16 protein-coding genes are annotated in these 15,786 nt (G+C 65.9%); 7 read left to right on the top strand and 9 right to left on the bottom strand.

Annotation, left to right across the window (positions count from 1 at the left end; translation table 11 throughout):
- Window positions 1-137: 137 nt before the first annotated feature.
- Together ACVIGB_RS36800 and ftsE are read right to left on the bottom strand one after the other, a co-directional pair.
- Window positions 138-1,109, bottom strand: a complete 972-nt coding sequence (locus ACVIGB_RS36800; protein ID WP_456719002.1) for a cell division protein FtsX — start codon at window positions 1,107-1,109, stop codon at window positions 138-140.
- The gene (gene ftsE, locus ACVIGB_RS36795) at window positions 1,102-1,761 is read right to left on the bottom strand and encodes a cell division ATP-binding protein FtsE (RefSeq protein ID WP_021079468.1); all 660 of its coding nucleotides are present in this window, start codon (window positions 1,759-1,761) and stop codon (window positions 1,102-1,104) included. The genes ACVIGB_RS36800 and ftsE overlap by 8 nt, the downstream gene beginning before the upstream one ends.
- Before the next feature lie 276 nt (window positions 1,762-2,037).
- Between ftsE and ACVIGB_RS36790 the strand changes: the two genes are divergently transcribed.
- Together ACVIGB_RS36790 and ACVIGB_RS36785 are read left to right on the top strand one after the other, a co-directional pair.
- Window positions 2,038-2,898, top strand: coding sequence for an MJ0042-type zinc finger domain-containing protein (locus ACVIGB_RS36790; protein WP_456719003.1), 861 nt, complete (start codon window positions 2,038-2,040; stop codon window positions 2,896-2,898).
- A gap of 38 nt (window positions 2,899-2,936) precedes the next feature.
- Complete coding sequence (locus ACVIGB_RS36785) at window positions 2,937-3,314, top strand: response regulator (protein WP_456719004.1); 378 nt, start codon at window positions 2,937-2,939, stop codon at window positions 3,312-3,314.
- A gap of 299 nt (window positions 3,315-3,613) precedes the next feature.
- Here the strand turns inward: ACVIGB_RS36785 and ACVIGB_RS36780 are convergent, their stop codons facing one another.
- A complete protein-coding gene (locus ACVIGB_RS36780; RefSeq protein WP_456719005.1) occupies window positions 3,614-6,244 on the bottom strand; it encodes a TIGR02302 family protein in 2,631 nt (876 codons plus the stop codon).
- A 170-nt stretch (window positions 6,245-6,414) separates the two neighbouring features.
- Between ACVIGB_RS36780 and ACVIGB_RS36775 the strand changes: the two genes are divergently transcribed.
- The 3 genes from ACVIGB_RS36775 to ACVIGB_RS36765 all read left to right on the top strand — a co-directional run bounded on the left by ACVIGB_RS36775 (window position 6,415) and on the right by ACVIGB_RS36765 (window position 9,994).
- The gene (locus ACVIGB_RS36775) at window positions 6,415-6,798 is read left to right on the top strand and encodes a carboxymuconolactone decarboxylase family protein (RefSeq protein ID WP_018268955.1); all 384 of its coding nucleotides are present in this window, start codon (window positions 6,415-6,417) and stop codon (window positions 6,796-6,798) included.
- A gap of 201 nt (window positions 6,799-6,999) precedes the next feature.
- Window positions 7,000-7,911 carry an NAD(P)-dependent oxidoreductase gene (locus ACVIGB_RS36770; protein ID WP_456719006.1) on the top strand — a complete coding sequence of 304 codons (912 nt, stop codon included), beginning with the start codon at window positions 7,000-7,002 and terminating at the stop codon, window positions 7,909-7,911.
- 349 nt (window positions 7,912-8,260) lie between these two features.
- On the top strand, window positions 8,261-9,994 hold the full coding sequence (locus tag ACVIGB_RS36765) for a tannase/feruloyl esterase family alpha/beta hydrolase (protein WP_456719007.1): 1,734 nt from the start codon (window positions 8,261-8,263) through the stop codon (window positions 9,992-9,994).
- 332 nt (window positions 9,995-10,326) lie between these two features.
- On the opposite strand, the gene lysA is transcribed toward ACVIGB_RS36765, so the two are convergent.
- The 3 genes from lysA to argH form a co-directional block, all read right to left on the bottom strand.
- Window positions 10,327-11,592: a diaminopimelate decarboxylase gene (lysA, locus tag ACVIGB_RS36760; RefSeq protein ID WP_456719008.1), complete on the bottom strand. Its 1,266-nt coding sequence runs from the start codon at window positions 11,590-11,592 to the stop codon at window positions 10,327-10,329.
- Between the two features lie 99 nt (window positions 11,593-11,691).
- Window positions 11,692-11,961: an LPS translocon maturation chaperone LptM gene (lptM, locus tag ACVIGB_RS36755; protein WP_092123274.1), complete on the bottom strand. Its 270-nt coding sequence runs from the start codon at window positions 11,959-11,961 to the stop codon at window positions 11,692-11,694.
- 92 nt (window positions 11,962-12,053) lie between these two features.
- The gene (gene argH / locus ACVIGB_RS36750; RefSeq protein WP_456719009.1) at window positions 12,054-13,451 is read right to left on the bottom strand and encodes an argininosuccinate lyase; all 1,398 of its coding nucleotides are present in this window, start codon (window positions 13,449-13,451) and stop codon (window positions 12,054-12,056) included.
- A 128-nt stretch (window positions 13,452-13,579) separates the two neighbouring features.
- Here argH and tlpA point away from each other — a divergent pair, with 128 nt between their 5' ends.
- Window positions 13,580-14,260, top strand: coding sequence for a thiol:disulfide interchange protein TlpA (tlpA, locus tag ACVIGB_RS36745; protein WP_456749270.1), 681 nt, complete (start codon window positions 13,580-13,582; stop codon window positions 14,258-14,260).
- On the opposite strand, the gene ACVIGB_RS36740 is transcribed toward tlpA, so the two are convergent.
- From ACVIGB_RS36740 to ACVIGB_RS36730, 3 genes are all read right to left on the bottom strand, one after another.
- A complete protein-coding gene (locus ACVIGB_RS36740) occupies window positions 14,261-14,449 on the bottom strand; it encodes a putative motility protein (RefSeq protein WP_092123268.1) in 189 nt (62 codons plus the stop codon).
- A 68-nt stretch (window positions 14,450-14,517) separates the two neighbouring features.
- Window positions 14,518-14,736 (bottom strand): helix-turn-helix domain-containing protein, encoded by a 219-nt coding sequence (locus tag ACVIGB_RS36735; RefSeq protein ID WP_137478883.1) that lies wholly within the window; start codon window positions 14,734-14,736, stop codon window positions 14,518-14,520.
- A 10-nt stretch (window positions 14,737-14,746) separates the two neighbouring features.
- Window positions 14,747-15,322, bottom strand: a complete 576-nt coding sequence (locus ACVIGB_RS36730) for a DUF2975 domain-containing protein (protein WP_456719010.1) — start codon at window positions 15,320-15,322, stop codon at window positions 14,747-14,749.
- Window positions 15,323-15,407: 85 nt separating this feature from the next.
- Here ACVIGB_RS36730 and ACVIGB_RS36725 point away from each other — a divergent pair, with 85 nt between their 5' ends.
- Window positions 15,408-15,776, top strand: coding sequence for a chlorophyllide reductase (locus ACVIGB_RS36725; RefSeq protein ID WP_456719011.1), 369 nt, complete (start codon window positions 15,408-15,410; stop codon window positions 15,774-15,776).
- Window positions 15,777-15,786 lie beyond the last annotated feature (10 nt).

Raw genomic sequence — 15,786 nt, 5'->3', positions numbered from 1 at the left:
CGGGGATTTTAGAGCATGATCCGGAAAAGTGGAAACCGGTTTTGCCCGGCCAGGGCCGTGCGGATGCGGGCGAAATCACACTCTGGCGACGACCCGCGATCACGAAACCGGCCCCATGATTGCGACGCCGCGGGCCGTCAGTCGATATCGTCGAGCGTGGCAAACAGGGTGCGCCGCGACGCCCACGCGGTGATCGCCGCGATCAGCACCGCCTGCAACGCCAGGACGAGGTAGCCCGACGGACGCAGCGAGAACGTGCCGAGCAGCGCCGCGAACTGGTCCCCCACCGGCGTGCCGGAGAACCAGTTGGCGATCGACTCGGAGAAGCCGAACGCCAGCATCGCCGCGCCGCCGCCGATCAGTCCGCCCTCGAGGCCGAGGCGAAGGAAATGCCGCAGGAAGCGGTTGGCGATGAAGCTGTCGCCGGCGCCGACGAAATGCAGCACCTCGACGATCGGACGGTTGGACGCCATCGCGCCGCGGGTCGCGAACGACACCGAGATGATGGTGGCGATGATCACGAGGATCAGGATGCCGACGCCGGCAAACACCGTGGCGCCGGTCATCGAGCGCATGCGCTCGATCCAGGCGCGATGATCGTCGACGCTTGCGGTCGGCGCCGCCTGCGTCACCCGCGCGCGCAACGCGGCGAGATCGAGCGTGGTGCCGGGCTGCACCCGCGCCACGATCACGCGCGGCACCGGCAGCTCGTCGATCGAAAGCCCGCTGCCGAGCCAGGGCTCCAGCAGCTTGGCGGATTCCTCCTTGCTGAATGGACGCACCTCGAGAATGCCGGACTGCGCCCGCATCGCCTCCACGGCGGCCTGCGCGTCGCGATCGAGGTCGCGGCCGGGCGCGGGGCGCACCTGGATGGTGATCTCGCTCGACACTTCGGACTGCCATTCGGCCGCCGACGCGCTGACCAGCAGCACGGTGCCCGTCGTCAACGAGGCGAGGAAGGTCATGATCGCGACCACCGCGACCAGCGCGCGGCCCGAGATCGAGGCGCGCGGCACGATCGGCGACATGTTGCGCGCGGTGGCCGGGACCTGCGGGCGCTCGCGCCCGAGATCGACCAACGACACTTTCTCGTCGCCGCTCCTACTCATAGATGTGCAGCCGTCCCTGATGCAGCACCAGCCGCCGCGCCTCGTATTGATCCATCAATGTGATGTCGTGGGTCGCGATGATAACAGCGGTGCCCGATTTGTTGAGCTCGATGAACAGCCGCAACAGGCGGCGCCCGAGGGTCGGGTCGACGCTGCCGGTCGGCTCGTCCGCCAGCAGCAATTGCGGCCGCGAGATCACCGCGCGCGCGATCGCCGCGCGCTGCTTCTCGCCGCCCGACAGGATCGGCGGCAGCGCATCCATGCGCTCGCCGAGGCCGACCCATTTCAAAAGGTCGATCACCTCGCGGCGATAGGTCGATTCCTCGCGGCCCATCACGCGGAACGGCAGCGCAACGTTCTCATAGGTCGTCATGTGGTCGAGCAGGCGAAAATCCTGCAGCACGATGCCGATCCGCTTGCGCAGGTCGGCGACCTGGTCCTTGCTCAGCAGGGAGACGTCCTTGCCGAACAGATTGACCAGCCCGCGGGTCGGCCGCAGCGACAGGAACAGCAGCCGCAGCAGCGAGGTCTTGCCCGCGCCGGACGGCCCGGTGAGGAACTGGAACGAATGCGCCGGGATCATGAAGGAGAGGTCGCGCAAAATCTCCGGGCCGAGCCCGTAGCGCAGACCGACATTTTCGAACCGAACCAATGCGCTAGCTCCGTTCGAGAGGGCCTGTGGCCCAATACCCAACTCCAGAGCCTTTTCCGTTCCGATGGAATCGGAACGGGGCTCTGGATTCTTGTTTGGACGCGTTTTCTTCACGCGGACCGGTACCCACTTCGCTCGAAAACGCTTTCGCGGCCCGAACCCCCGCCGAGCGGCCGCGAACCGCACAGAAAGCTTGTGCGTCGGTTATGGTTTCCGATTCGTTAACGGTCGCTCGGTAGCATCCGGACATACCACACGGTGGAGATTCGCCTCCATATGCATATCGTTTGCCCGCATTGTACAACATCTTACGCCATCAATCCGGCCACCCTGGGCGAGGCCGGACGCACGGTCCGTTGTTCCCGCTGCCGCGAGGTCTGGCTGGCCCGACCGGAGGACGCGATCGGGGCGACCGCACCCAGTTTGGCCTACGAGGCCGCCGGCTCCAATCTCGCCGCCGAATGGGAGGCGATAGGCCGCGAGGAGGCTGACACGACCCCGATGGTCGACAGCCCCTCGATTTCGGCCGATTTGCCCGCCGACGGGGACGCCGCCACGGAATGGCCGGCGGTGGCCGAGGCGGATGCCGCGGCCCATGCCGGCACCCAGGACGCCCGAAAGCGCCGCTTCAGCCTGCCGCGGCTTCCCCGCCTGTTCCGCCTGCCCTCGCTGCCCCGGATTCCCTTCATGCCCGTGATCGGCGCCCTGCCGACCGCCTGCGCCGCGATGGGCGCGCTGATCATTGCGCTGTTCGTCTGGCGCAACGACGTGGTGCGGCTGCTGCCGCAGACCGCGCTGTTCTACAAGATGGTCGGGCTCGACGTGAATTTGCGCGGCCTCGCCTTCAAGGACCTCAAGATCACCAACGAGACCGTGGACGGCAAGCCGGTGCTGGTGATCGAAGGCATGATCGTCGGCCAGACCAGGAAGCCGGTCGAATTGCCGCGGCTGCGCTTCTCGGTGCGCGACGCGCAGGGCGCCGAAATCTATGCCTGGAACGCGGTGCTGGAGCAGCCGGTGCTCAATCCCGGCGAGCGCGCCTTCTTCAAGTCGCGCCTCGCCTCACCGCCGCCCGAAGGCCGCAATATCGACGTACGCTTCTTCAACAAGCATGATCTCACAGGCGGCCGCGCCTGAGGCTAGCGGCCACCACTTTCGGAAACCGACCAATCACCATGACGCGTGTTCTGATCGCCGACGACGAAGACTCGATGCGCTCGCTGGTCGCGCGCGCCATCGCCATGGACGGCCACGAGACCGTGACCGCGCAGGACGGCGCCGAGGCGCTGGAGATGCTGACGCGCGACGAAGGCGCGTTCGATCTCCTGCTCACCGACATCCAGATGCCTGTCATGGACGGCATCGCGCTGGCGCTGACCGCGGCCCGCGACTTTCCCGCATTGAAGATCCTGCTGATGACCGGCTTCGCCCATCAGCGCGAGCGCGCCTCCGGCCTCGAGGCGATCGTGCATGACGTGGTGACCAAGCCGTTCTCGGTGGCCGATATCCGCACCGCGGTGGCGAACGCGCTGGCGGCAAGGAAGGCGAGCTAGCCGTCATTGCCGGGGCTTGCCCCGGCAATCCATCTCCGAAAGACAATTCTCGCGAAGCTCGATGGATGCGCGGGTCGAGCCCGCGCATGACGAGGGTGGTGTGCGGTGCTTTCCGCGTTGTCACTGCAAGCGAAGCAACTCGCCTCACATTTTGTGCCATGCCCCGCCACCGGGTCGCGAGAACGCGCGCCCGATAACAGGCTCCGGCGGGGCATCCAGTACGCCGCGGCCTCTCGATTCAATCGCTGGCGTCTCTGGAATACTGGATCGCCCGGTCGAGCCGGGCGATGACAGCGGGCTCAGTAATCCTTCAGCAGCCGCTCGATGTAGTCGAGCTCGATCTGCGGCCGTGACGGATCGGCGAGGCGGCGGCGTAGCTCTTCGAGGATGCGGCGGACGCGCTGGACGTCGATCTCGCCGGGGATCTTCACCGTGTAGTCGTCGCCGAATTCGCGGCCGTGCAGCGGGCGGCCGAGCGGATCGGTCTGGTTGCCGCCGCTCTGCTGGCGGCCGGCGCGGTTGCCGGGACCGTCCCCGGGCTGGTCGCCATCGCCCTGCTGCATCGCATCGGCGAGGCTCTGGGCGCCCTTGCGCAGCGCATCCAGCGCGCGGCCTTGCGAATCCACCGCACCGTCGGCATTGCCCTCGCCGAGCCGCCCGGAGGCATCGCCCATCGCGGAGTCCGCCTGGTCGAGCCCGTCGCCGTCGTCATCACCCTGATCGCCGCCCTGGTCGCCCTGCTGCGCCTGATCGCCCTTCTGGCCTTGCCCCTTCTGGCCCTTCTGGCCGCGCTGCTCCGGACCCATGCCGCGCTTGGCGAGCTCTTCCTGCAGCTTCTTCAGGCGATCGCGCAGCGCCTGCTGATCCTGCTGCAGGTCGCCCATCGACTGGTCGCCCTGTTTGCCGCGCATGCGGTCGCGGCGGGAATCCTGGCCCTGCTTGAAGGTCTTGTCGCGCAGCTGCTGCTGCTTGCGGATCATGTCGCCGAGCTCGTTGAGCGACTGCTGCATGTCGTCGTCACCCTGGTTGGGCTGCGCCATCTGCAGGTTTTCCAGCATCTGCTGCATCTGTTCCAGCAACTGCCGCGCCGCATCCTTGTCGCCGGAGCGCGACATCCGCTCCATGCGATCGAGCATGTTCTTGAGATCCTGCTGGCTCAGCATCTTGGTGTTGGGATCGAGCGGGCGAGCGAGCTGCTGCGGATTGTTGCGGTACTGCTCGGCGAGCTGGCGCAGGAAATTGTCCAGCGCCGCGCGCAGATTGTCGGTGAGCTTCTTGATCTCCTCGTCGCTCGCGCCGCGCTCCAGCGCCTGCTTGAGCGCGTCCTGCGCCGCGCGCAGCGCCTTGTCGACGTCGCTGATGTTGCCGTCCTCGATGGTGACGGCGAGCGCCCACAGGCTGGCGACGACCTCGCGCAGCTGGTCGTCGGTGCGCGCCGCCTCGAGCTGGCGGCTCACGGTGTGGAGGCCGAGATAATAGCCGGTCTCCGGCATGAACATTTCCGGCGCGATCATCAGCGCGTCGAGCGCGGCGTAGACCTGGCCGTTCTGGTTGGCATCGAGCGCCAGGATGCGGCGCTGCTCGATCAGCGCACGCGCCAGTGGCTTGGTGAACAGCCGCTCGGGCAGCCGCATGTTGAACGGCTCGCTCCTGCCCTCATTGCCGGCCTCGTCCTTGGCGGTCAGCGTCAGCGTCACGTCGGCGCCGGCGTAAGGGTCCTCGCTGAGGTCCTTGACGGTCTGGCCGACGCCGTTGCGGGTGCGCGCGTTCGGCAGCACCAGCGCGAATTGCGGCGGCTCGAACAGCGGTCGCGGCTGCGCCGCCTTGCTGTCGGCATCCTTGGCCACATCCTTGGGCGCATCGCCCGGCCGCGCCGCGAACTGCGCGCGCGCTTCGGTGACGCCGTAATCGTCCTCGAGCCTGTAGGACATCTGCAGGGCGCCACGCGCCTGCCGCTCTGGATCCTTGGCGAGCGCAATCGACGGCGGGCGGTCCGGCGTCGCGGTGAACTTCCACTGCGGCTGCCCGGCCGGGGCGCGGACATGCGCGGTGCCGTCGCCGGTGATCTTGAAATGCCGCTCATTGGTGCCCTTGGGCGCCTGCCCCTCCGGCGCGACCTCGGCGACGCCGCCGCCGACCACGACGTCGATGGTGCCGCCGCTGGAGCGCACCAAAAGCGTGCTGCCGGCCGGAACCGCGAGCGGGGTGGAGTCGGCCGCGTTGGCGTCCTTGTTGGCGTTGGACAGGATGATCGGCGGCTTGCCGGTGTAGTTCGGCGGCGTCACCCAGGCGTCGACCCGGACATTGGCCGGCGCCATGATGCCGTTCCAGTCGAACGCGGAGGCGACCCGCAGGCCGCGCTCGTCGCCGGCCGCGACATAGGTCGCGACCAGCATCACGATGACCAGCGCGCGCAGCGCCCAGGGGTCGTGCAGCGAGACGCGCGGCCGCGGCAGGCCGGCGCGGATGCGCTTGATCGAGGCCAGCGTGCGCTCGCGCTGCGCCTGCCACAGCGCCAGCGCGAACGGATCTTTGTTGGAGAGCGTGTCGGAGAGCGTGGTCGCGGGGCGATGGCGGACGCCGGCGCCACGGTCAAGCCGGCTCAGGCCCTCCTCGCGGCTCGGCCAGCGGAAGCGCAGCAGCGGCGCCAGCGCCGCGAGCGCGGCAATGCCGAACAGGGCGGCGCCGGCCACGCGTGCGGCAAACGGCAGCAGCAGCCACAGCCCGGCCCAGGACGCGACCAGGAACAGACCGGCGACCGTCAGGAACCGCGCCAGATGCGGCCACGCCCGTTCCCACGCAATCGCGAATTTCGCCCGCTGCAGAGCCTCGGTCAGCTTCAGTTGCGTCAGCTTCAGCCGCGCGTCCGCATCGCTGTCTCGGGCGGCGCGTGACGGGTTCTCAGACGGGTCGATGTTGGCTCCGCTCAATAAGATCTCCGGGGTAGCCGGCACGTCACCCTAGCACAGCGGCGGCTTTGAGGCACCCGTTCCGGGACGTAACCCACACCGGGAAATACGCATAACACGAAGGCGTGACTGCGGCGGTTCGACCCCGTAACGTCCCGGCCGAACCAACGCCTTACGCATGAGGAAACGACATGGACCAGAAAACACACGACAAGGGGCTCGAAATCCGCAAGGCGGTGCTCGGCGAGGCCTATGTCAACAATGCGCTGAAGAATTCGGACAGCTTCAACAAGCCGTTCCAGGAACTCGTCACGGAATATTGCTGGGGCGCGGTCTGGGGCCGCGAGGAATTGCCGCGCAAGACGCGCAGCATGCTCAACCTCGCCATGATCTCGATCCTGAACCGGCCGCACGAGCTGAAGGCGCACATCAAGGGCGCGCTGACCAACGGCGTGTCGCGCGACGAGATCCGCGAGATCTTCATGCAGGTCTCGATCTATGCCGGCATCCCGGCCGGCGTCGACAGCTTCCGCATCGCGCGCGAGGTGTTCGCCGAACTCGACAACAAGGCGTGAGCGAACTCCACCCGTTGTCGTCCCGGCCAAGCGAAGCGCGAGCCGCGGACCCATAACCACAGCTCGTTGTCGTTACGACGGCTGTGGCCCCAGCTAAACCAAACAACTCAGTCTTGGGGTTATGGGTCCCTGCTTTCGCAGGGACGACATCGAGTACGGGGCGCGCGGCTCGACACATAACGACGTAGAGGAAACAACACCATGGAAATCGGATTCATCGGCCTCGGGAAGATGGGCTTCCCGATGGCTCGCCGGCTGATCGAGGCCGGCCACAAGCTCACCGTGTTCGACATGCGCAAGGACGCCGTCGATCAGCTGGTTGCACTCGGCGCCGCGGCTGCGACATCGCCCCAAGATATCGCCGACCGCGTCGAGACCGTGATGGCGAGCCTGCCCTCGCTGCAGGCCTCGCTCGAGGTCGCGACCGGCGCTGGCGGCGTGATCGAGGGCAAACGCGTCAAGCGCTTCATCGATCTCTCCACCGTCGGCTCGCAGATGGCGGTGAAGATCCATGACCTGCTGGCCAAGAAGAACATCGTGCAGATCGACAGCCCGGTCTCCGGCGGCGTCTCCGGCGCCGAGAAGGGCACGCTGGCGGTGATGGTGTCGGGCCCGCGCGCCGATTTCGAGCTGGTGAAAAGCGCGCTCGACGTCATCGGCAAGGTGTTCTTCATCGGCACCAAGCCGGGCTCCGGCCAGACCATGAAGCTCGCCAACAACTTCCTGTCGGCGACCGCGATGGTCGCGACCTCGGAGGCTGTCGTAATGGGCGTGAAGTCCGGGCTCGATCCGGCCGTGATGATCGACGTCATCAACGCAGGCTCGGGGCTGAACACCGCAAGCCGCGACAAGTTTCCGCGTTCGGTGCTGCCGCGCAGCTTCGACTTCGGTTTCGCCACCGGCCTGATGGTCAAGGACGTGCGGCTCGCGGTCGAGGAGATGCGCTCGCTCGGGCTGTCGATGGAAGTTGCCGAAGCGGTCGGCCGGCTCTGGGAAGTCATCATCCGCGACGAGGGACCGGACTCGGATTTCACCGCGGCGATCAAGCCGATCGAGAAGGCCGCGGGCGTGATCGTGGGTGGTGGCAAGGGCGGCAGTCACGCCGCGAAGTAAGCGCCGTCGACAAAATAACGCTGTCGTCCCGGGCAAGCCAACGGGTCGGCGCGAAGCGCCGCCCGATGACAGGCTCCGCGCGACCCGGGACCCAAAACCACAGGGGTCTGTAGTATGTTGAGCCGGGGCCCCAGCTCAGCATCTCAACCAAGAGCGGTGGTTATGGGTCCCTGCTTCCGCAGGGACGACACCATTGATGCGGCACGCTCGGTGCCGCACAACCACGGCGCGGGCTTGTGCATTGCGACAAGGGGCGCGGACGCCATCGCTCCCCTGTCATCCTCAAGTTGTCATGTCGGTCGGCTATTCTGTCTTCCCTACAAACCTGCAAAAAATCGGGGAGGATAGAATGAGGCGTCATCGACCCTATCGTGTCGGCGCGACCATGGCCCTGTTTGCCGGTGTCGCGATCGCGGGCTCGCCAGCCATGGCGACACCGTGCAGCAATCTGCAATCCTTGCAACTGCAGCACACCGTCATCAATTCGGCGACCGACAACAGCGCCGGAACGTTCGTCGTTCCCGGCAACCCGCCGACCACGATCACCGGTCTCCCCCCGTTCTGCCGGGTGACCGCAACCCTTACTCCCAGCTCGGATTCCAGCATCAAGATCGAAGTCTGGCTGCCCGAGGGCACGTGGAACGGCAGGTTCCTCGGCACCGGCGGCGGCGGGTTTCAGGGCGACATCACCTACAGCGAGCTCGCTAATGGCATCAAGGCCGGGTTTGCCGCGACCAACAGCGACCTCGGCACCGGATCCTCGGGATGCAATCCGCTGTTCTGCGGCTCGAACGGCAACATGGGCAATCCGCTCGCGACTGAGTTCGGCGATCCGGCCGCGCCGTCGACCGGCCTGTTCGGACATCCCGAGCGGATCAAGGATTTCGGCTTTCGGGCCATTCACCTGATGACCGTGCGCGGCAAGGAGATCGCCAACGCGTTCTATGGGCAGCGAGCGAAGACGGCCTACTTCGCCGGCTGCTCCACCGGCGGCCAGAATGCCTTGATGGAGGCGCAGCGCTTCCCCGACGACTATGACGGCATTCTGGCGGGCGCAGCGGCGTTCAACCGCACCCACCTGCATATGGCGGGTCTTGCGGGCTGGCAGAACACGCATGCGAGCCCCAGCCGGTTCATCCAGCCTGGCCAGATGACGCTGATCACCCAGGCGGTGCTCAAGCAGTGCGTCGGCCACGACGGCGGCGCCGGCACCGACCAGTTCCTGACCGATCCGCGCGACTGTGGTTTCGATCCGAAGTCGTTGCTGTGCACCGGCGGCAAGCAGCCGCCCGCATGCCTGACGGCCGATCAGGTCACGACCATGCAGAGATATTACGCGGGCACGATCGACCCGGTGAACGGGCAGCTCATCAATCCGGGCTCCGAGCGCGGCAACGAAACCGACGACGTGCTCGCACTCGGCCTCGCGTTCCAGGAGCAACTTCCCGAGCCGGCCTTCGACGGCCTGTTCTACTGGGTGTTCGGTCCGAGCTTCGGCTACCCGTCCAGCAAGGTCAATTTTGCGAATTTCGACTTCCACCGCGCGGTCGACAAGGTCGACGATCAGCTTGCCGAGGTGCTGAACGCAACCAGCACCGATCTCGGCGAGTTCCGCGAGCATGGCGGCAAGCTCATCATGTATCACGGCTGGGCCGATCCGCTGATCCCGTCGCAGAGCAGCATCAACTACTTCAATGCCCTGGTCGGGAACGAAGGCCACGGTTTCCAGCCCGCCGGCTTCTTCCCGGGCGGCAACCCGGCGCTGCGGCGGACCCAGAGCTACGCGCGGCTGTTCATGGTGCCGGGGATGTACCACTGCTCCGGAGGGCCCGGTCCCAACACGTTCGACGCACTCACCCCGCTGGTCAACTGGGTCGAGAACGGCACGGCGCCGGAAACCATCCTCGCGACAAAGTTCGTTGCCGATACGCCGCCAGCAGTCCAGTTCACGCGGCCGCTCTGCGTCTTCCCGAAAGTCGCACAGTACAACGGCAGCGGCAGCAGCAGCATCGCTGCGAATTTCACCTGCGTCGCGCACGACCACGAGTTCAACCAGACGCCGGCGCCCAAATACGGGCCGTGAGACGTGCGACGCCGGCGAAGCTTCGGGTTCGCCGGCGTTCCTGACGAACTGCGTAGGACGGGTGGAGCAGAGCGATATCCATCAATGCGTCCGCACGGCGAGATGATGGGTTTCGCTGCGCTCTACCCATCCTACGATGCCGACTGTCGACAAACTAAATGCTTGTCGTCCCGGGCAAGCGAAGCGCGACCCGGGACCCATAACCACAGGCGTTTTTGGTTTGAGGGGCTGGGGCCCCAGCTAACTGCAACAACAACAAGCGGTGGTTATGGGGCGGTTATCGGTCCCTGCTTTCGCAGGGACGACACCGAGCATGAGGGGCTATCGGTGCCTCACAACCACGGCGCGGGCCTGTCCATCGCGATCAGCGCGTCGACGTCGATGCGCGGGCGGACCACGGCGTACTGGTCGTCCTTGACCAGCACTTCCGGCACCAAGGGCCGCGTGTTGTAGGTGCCGGCCTGCACCGCGCCATAGGCGCCGGCGGTCATGACGGCCAGCAGATCGCCGGCCTTCGGCTGCGGCAGCGAACGGTCGAGCGCGAGATAGTCGCCGGTCTCGCAGACCGGGCCGACCACGTCGGCGACCATGGTCGGCGTGCCCTGTGCAGGCTGGCGCACCGGCAGGATATCGTGATGCGCTTCATACAGCGTCGGCCGGATCAGGTCGTTCATCGCGGCATCGATGATCACGAAGTTCTTGGCATCGCCCGGCTTCACATGGATCACGCGGCTGACGAGGATGCCGGCATTGCCGACGATCAGGCGGCCGGGCTCGAACATCAGCGTGCAGCCGAGATTATGCGTGACGCGCTTGACCATCGCGGCGTAGGCGGCCGGTGCCGGCGGCGCGGCGCGATCCATGTAGTAGGGAATGCCGAGGCCGCCGCCGAAATCGATATGCGAGATGTTATGGCCATCGGCGCGCAGCGTCTGCACGAATTCGGCAAGCAGCCGGAAGGCGGCCTCCAGCGGGCCGAGATCGGTGATCTGGCTGCCGATATGCACGTCGGTGCCGGTGACCTGGATGCCCGGCAGCTTCGCCGCGCGGGCATAGACCTCGCGGGCGCGCGCGATCGGAATGCCGAACTTGTTCTCCGACTTGCCGGTCGAGATCTTGGCGTGGGTGCCGGCATCGACGTCGGGATTGACCCGCACCGAGATGCGCGCGGTCGTCTTCATCTCGACCGCAAGGCGCGACAGCATCTCGAGCTCGGGCTCGGACTCGATGTTGATGCAGAGGATGTCGGCGGCGAGCGCGGCGCGCAGCTCGCCCTCGGTCTTGCCGACACCGGAGAACAGGATCTTCGACGGCAGGATGCCGGCCGCGAGCGCCCGCTTCAACTCACCGCCGGACACCACGTCGGCGCCGGCGCCGAGCTTGGCCAGCGTGCGCAGCACCGACTGGTTGGAGTTGGCCTTCATCGCGTAGCAGATGAGCGCCTTCTCGCCGGCAAAGGCCTCGGTGAAGACGCGGTAGTGCCGCTCCAGCGTCGCCGTCGAATAGCAATAGAACGGCGTGCCGACGGCCTCCGCCAGCTCAATGAGATTGACCGCCTCGGCATGCAGCACGCCGTTGCGATAGTCGAAATGGTTCATGACGGACTTGATTGTTTGAGCATGATCTCCGCGCAAACGCGTTCCGCGTTTGTCGCGAGGGAAAACCGGTTTCCACTTTTCCGGATCATGCTCCAGATACTAGTTGCCGAGCAGCGGATCGAGGACGAAAGACCGTTTATTGCCTTTCGACGCGGCCGGCGCGGCATCCGAGCCATAGGTCGGATTGAACACGCTGGGCTGTGCCGCCCGCTCGCTCTCGGTGTCGCCCGGTGCTGTGGCCGGCGCGCCGTTCGCGGTCGGCGGCAGGTCGAGCGGTCCCTTGCGGCCGCAGCCGCCGAGCGCAAGCGTTGCAGCGCTCAGCACAATGATGGCCCATCCCGAGGGGGTCAGGCGGTTCTTGCTAATCACGACGAATTCCCCAATTCGGGCGGCACCATACAAACATTGGCGTGCTCTGGCGAGAGGCGGAGCGCCATGAAATCACGACCAAATTTTCCGGATCAGCCCAATTTTCGCTCTTTTTCCAGCCGCTTGGCCCAGGCTTTGGCCTGCGCCATCACATTCTTCGGCGCCGTACCGCCAAACGAGGTGCGGCTCTTGACCGAGGATTCGACGCTGAGCACTTTCAGCGCCTCCGCGGTAATCTTCGGCTCGACCTCCTGCATGGCCTCGAGCGGCAGCTCGTGCAGCGCCACGCCCTGCGCCGAGGCCAGGCCGACGATGCGCCCGGTCACGTGGTGGGCGTCGCGGAACGGCATCTTCAGGGTGCGCACCAGCCAGTCGGCCAGGTCGGTCGCGGTGGCATAGCCCTCGCCGGCCGCGGCCTTCATCTTCGCTTCGTCCGGCACCAGATCCTCGACCATGCCGGTCATGGCGCGGATCGCGAGCGACAGCGCCTCGAAGGCCTCCATGGCGCCCTGCTTGTCCTCCTGCATGTCCTTTTGATAGGCGAGCGGCAGGCCCTTCATCACGATCAGGAGCGCGGTGAGCGCACCGATGACGCGGCCGGTCTTGGCGCGCACCAGCTCGGCGGCGTCCGGGTTGCGCTTCTGCGGCATGATCGACGAGCCGGTCGTGAATTTGTCGCTGAGCTTGACGAGACCGACCAGCGGCGAGGTCCAGATCACGATCTCTTCGGCGAAGCGCGACATGTGCACCGCGCAGATCGCAGCCGCCGACAGCGTTTCCAGCACGAAATCGCGATCGGACACCGCATCGAGCGAATTGGCCATCGGCCGGTCGAAGCCGAGCGCCCTGGCGGTCGCAGTGCGGTCGATCGGAAACGAGGTGCCGGCGAGCGCGGCGGCGCCCAGCGGCGATTCGTTCAGCCGCTTGCGCGCGTCGGCAAAGCGGCCGCGGTCGCGGCCGGCCATCTCGACATAGGCCAAGAGATGATGGCCGAAGGTCACGGGCTGCGCGGTCTGCAGATGGGTAAAGCCCGGCATCACGGTTCCGGCATGCTCCAGCGCGCGGGTGACCAGCGCCTGCTGGAACGCCGCCAGCGCGGCATTTGTCTCGTCGATGGTGTCGCGGACATAGAGCCGAAAATCGGTCGCGACCTGGTCGTTGCGCGAGCGCGCGGTGTGCAGCCGGCCCGCAGCGGGCCCGATCAATTCGGACAGCCGCGACTCGACATTCATATGGATGTCCTCGAGCGCGCGCTTGAAGTCGAAATCGCCCTTGCCGATTTCTGACAAAATCGTGTCTAGACCTTTGCCGATATTTTTCGCATCAGCTGATGTGATGATGCCCTGCGCGGCGAGCATCGCGGCGTGGGCCTTGGACGCTGCAATGTCCTGGGCATAAAGGTGACGGTCGACGTCGATGGAGACGTTGATTTCCTCCATGATGGCGTCGGGACGTTCCGAAAACCGGCCGCCCCACATCTTGTTGCTCATGACATCTCGCTCACGAATTCGTATTTCAGGCCTTGCGGTTTCATCGCCGGAGCGGCGAAACAGCGTGGCGGTTCCGATCGTATTCCTAGCCACTGCTTAGCCACATCTGACCCAGGATGACAAACGATATGCCCGAGACGACCCCATCCGAACCGACCGCCAAGCCGACTGCCAAATGGCGCATCCCGCTGGTGATCGGCGCCGTGCTGGCCGGGGCCGTGATCGGCTATGTCGGGGTCTCCGGCCTCAGGCATCCCGCCGGCGGCGACGTCGCCTGCAACAGCGCGGTGGATCTGGCGAAGAAGATCGCCCCGCTCGCCCATGGCGAGGTCGCGGCGCTGACCATGGCGACCACGCCGCTAAGGCTTCCCGACCTGACCTTCGAGGATGCCAACGGCCAGCCGAAGAAACTGTCGGATTGGCGCGGCAAGACCGTGCTGGTCAATTTGTGGGCGACCTGGTGCGTGCCCTGCCGCAAGGAAATGCCGGCACTCGACAGCCTGCAGACCAAGCTCGGCGGCAAGGATTTCGAGGTGGTCGCGATCAACATCGACACCCGCGACCCGGACAAGCCGAAGAACTTCCTGAAGGAAGCCAATCTGACCAATCTCGGCTATTTCAGCGATCAGAAAGCCAAGGTCTTTCAGGACCTTAAGAACATAGGTAAGGCGCTGGGCATGCCGACTTCGGTGCTGGTCGACGGCAAGGGCTGCGAAATCGCCAATATTGCCGGTCCCGCCGAATGGGCGAGCGACGATGCGATCAAGCTGGTGAAGGCGGCGCTAGCCCCGGCCGCGGCGGGGTTCTGATCAGGCGACGGCGTTGAGGTTGCCACCGACGCCGGGGCCGAGATTGGCGGTCGACGGGGTGCCGAGCAGGGTCTGAACCGCGAACTTTTCCGCATCGAGGTTCTGCTTGGTCACGCGAGTCGCGATCTGACCCTGCAAATTGCCCTGCTGCATCGACAAGATGCTCGACACCATGCTCATCATGTCCATACGCGGCACTCCCAAACTTGCTCTTGCGTAGCGCGCGAAAGTTAATGCTTGGGTAACGGATGGCCGCGTCAGGCTGACGCATCGTCCTCTTCGTGGCGCAGCAAGTCGCCGGGCTGGCACTTCAGATAGGTGCAGATCCGCTCCAGCGTATCGAACCTGACGCCCTTCACCTTGCCCTGCTTGAGCAAGGACAGGTTGGCCTCGGTGATTCCGACATATTCGGCGAGCTCCTTCGATTTCACGTTGCGCTCGGCGAGCATCACGTTGAGCCGGACCCGGATCGGCATTGCGAAGGCCTCAGACGAATTGTGCGTGCTCGTCGGCGATCGCATTGGCTTCGGCCATCACCCAGGCCGTCACCGCAACCAGACCCGCGAACAGCAGCGCCAGCAGCGTGTCGGAGCCGAGCACGATGACGACGGACTTGCCTTGCGCGTAGGTTTGCCAGCTCAGCAGGATTGAAAGCAACGCGCCGATCACCGGCTTCAGCAAGGTCGAGAGCAGCATTGCGATCGCGAGGTCACGCAACCCCGCGACGTTTGCCGCCGTGAAGAAGCGGCCTGCCGCGAACGACGTGAAAGCGCGGCGCACGCGCGACAAGCCCCAGATCAGACAGGCGAGCGGCAACGCCGAGACCACGAGACCCATCAGGCGGACGAGCCAGCCGATCGGATGGAACGCAATGCCGGTCAGCCCTGCATCGCGCAGGATCGCCTCATCCGGGCTCGCCAGCCAATAGGCCAGCAAGCCAACCACAAGCACGAACGAGATGCCAGTGCAGGCATAGGCAAGCACGCGGCTGACCGCGCGGATGCGTTCGAGGCGGGCCGGCCGCGCGGATGGGGAAAGCTCTGACGAGAGGGACGCGGACATGGCTCGACCTCCGGATTGCTAATCTGATATTATCGTTTTACGATAATTAATATCTGCAAGTCAACCTGTCTCAGGAGGTGAAGTCATGCTCGTCCGTTCCGCTCACGCCATCTGCGCCGTCCTTCTATTGACGACCGCGGCTCACGCGCAGCCCTCGACATCGCGCGGACAGATCTCGGTCGCGCAGGTCAGGGCCATGCTGGACCAGGCCGCGACCAATCCGACCGCGCGACAGACGCTGACGGCCTATCTGGCCGGTACCGGCGAAACCGCCGGCTGGCTGCTCGATGCCGCACGCGGCCTGCCGCCCTGCGCGCGGCGGCTGACACTCGACGCGCAGCAGGCGCGTGACGCGATCGCAAGCGCGGCGGCCACGGCAGCGACCGAAACGCCGGCCACGCCGCTGATCATCCGTGACATGCTCAAGCGCGCAGGATGCCGCCTGACAGAATGAGGAGCGGCCA

It is taken from the genome of Bradyrhizobium sp. USDA 4341, assembly GCF_054063755.1.
This window is presented reverse-complemented; position numbering and strand designations above follow the sequence as displayed.

Excerpts from the sequence above, each read along its gene's own strand:
- ACVIGB_RS36800 (WP_456719002.1), bottom strand. The coding sequence starts at position 1,109 with ATGAGTAGGAGCGGCGACGAGAAAGTGTCGTTGGTCGATCTCGGGCGC.
- ACVIGB_RS36790 (WP_456719003.1), top strand. The coding sequence starts at position 2,038 with ATGCATATCGTTTGCCCGCATTGTACAACATCTTACGCCATCAATCCG.
- ACVIGB_RS36785 (WP_456719004.1), top strand. The coding sequence starts at position 2,937 with ATGACGCGTGTTCTGATCGCCGACGACGAAGACTCGATGCGCTCGCTG.
- ACVIGB_RS36775 (WP_018268955.1), top strand. The coding sequence starts at position 6,415 with ATGGACCAGAAAACACACGACAAGGGGCTCGAAATCCGCAAGGCGGTG.
- ACVIGB_RS36770 (WP_456719006.1), top strand. The coding sequence starts at position 7,000 with ATGGAAATCGGATTCATCGGCCTCGGGAAGATGGGCTTCCCGATGGCT.
- ACVIGB_RS36765 (WP_456719007.1), top strand. The coding sequence starts at position 8,261 with ATGAGGCGTCATCGACCCTATCGTGTCGGCGCGACCATGGCCCTGTTT.
- lysA (WP_456719008.1), bottom strand. The coding sequence starts at position 11,592 with ATGAACCATTTCGACTATCGCAACGGCGTGCTGCATGCCGAGGCGGTC.
- argH (WP_456719009.1), bottom strand. The coding sequence starts at position 13,451 with ATGAGCAACAAGATGTGGGGCGGCCGGTTTTCGGAACGTCCCGACGCC.
- tlpA (WP_456749270.1), top strand. The coding sequence starts at position 13,580 with ATGCCCGAGACGACCCCATCCGAACCGACCGCCAAGCCGACTGCCAAA.
- ACVIGB_RS36740 (WP_092123268.1), bottom strand. The coding sequence starts at position 14,449 with ATGGACATGATGAGCATGGTGTCGAGCATCTTGTCGATGCAGCAGGGC.
- ACVIGB_RS36735 (WP_137478883.1), bottom strand. The coding sequence starts at position 14,736 with ATGCCGATCCGGGTCCGGCTCAACGTGATGCTCGCCGAGCGCAACGTG.
- ACVIGB_RS36730 (WP_456719010.1), bottom strand. The coding sequence starts at position 15,322 with ATGTCCGCGTCCCTCTCGTCAGAGCTTTCCCCATCCGCGCGGCCGGCC.
- ACVIGB_RS36725 (WP_456719011.1), top strand. The coding sequence starts at position 15,408 with ATGCTCGTCCGTTCCGCTCACGCCATCTGCGCCGTCCTTCTATTGACG.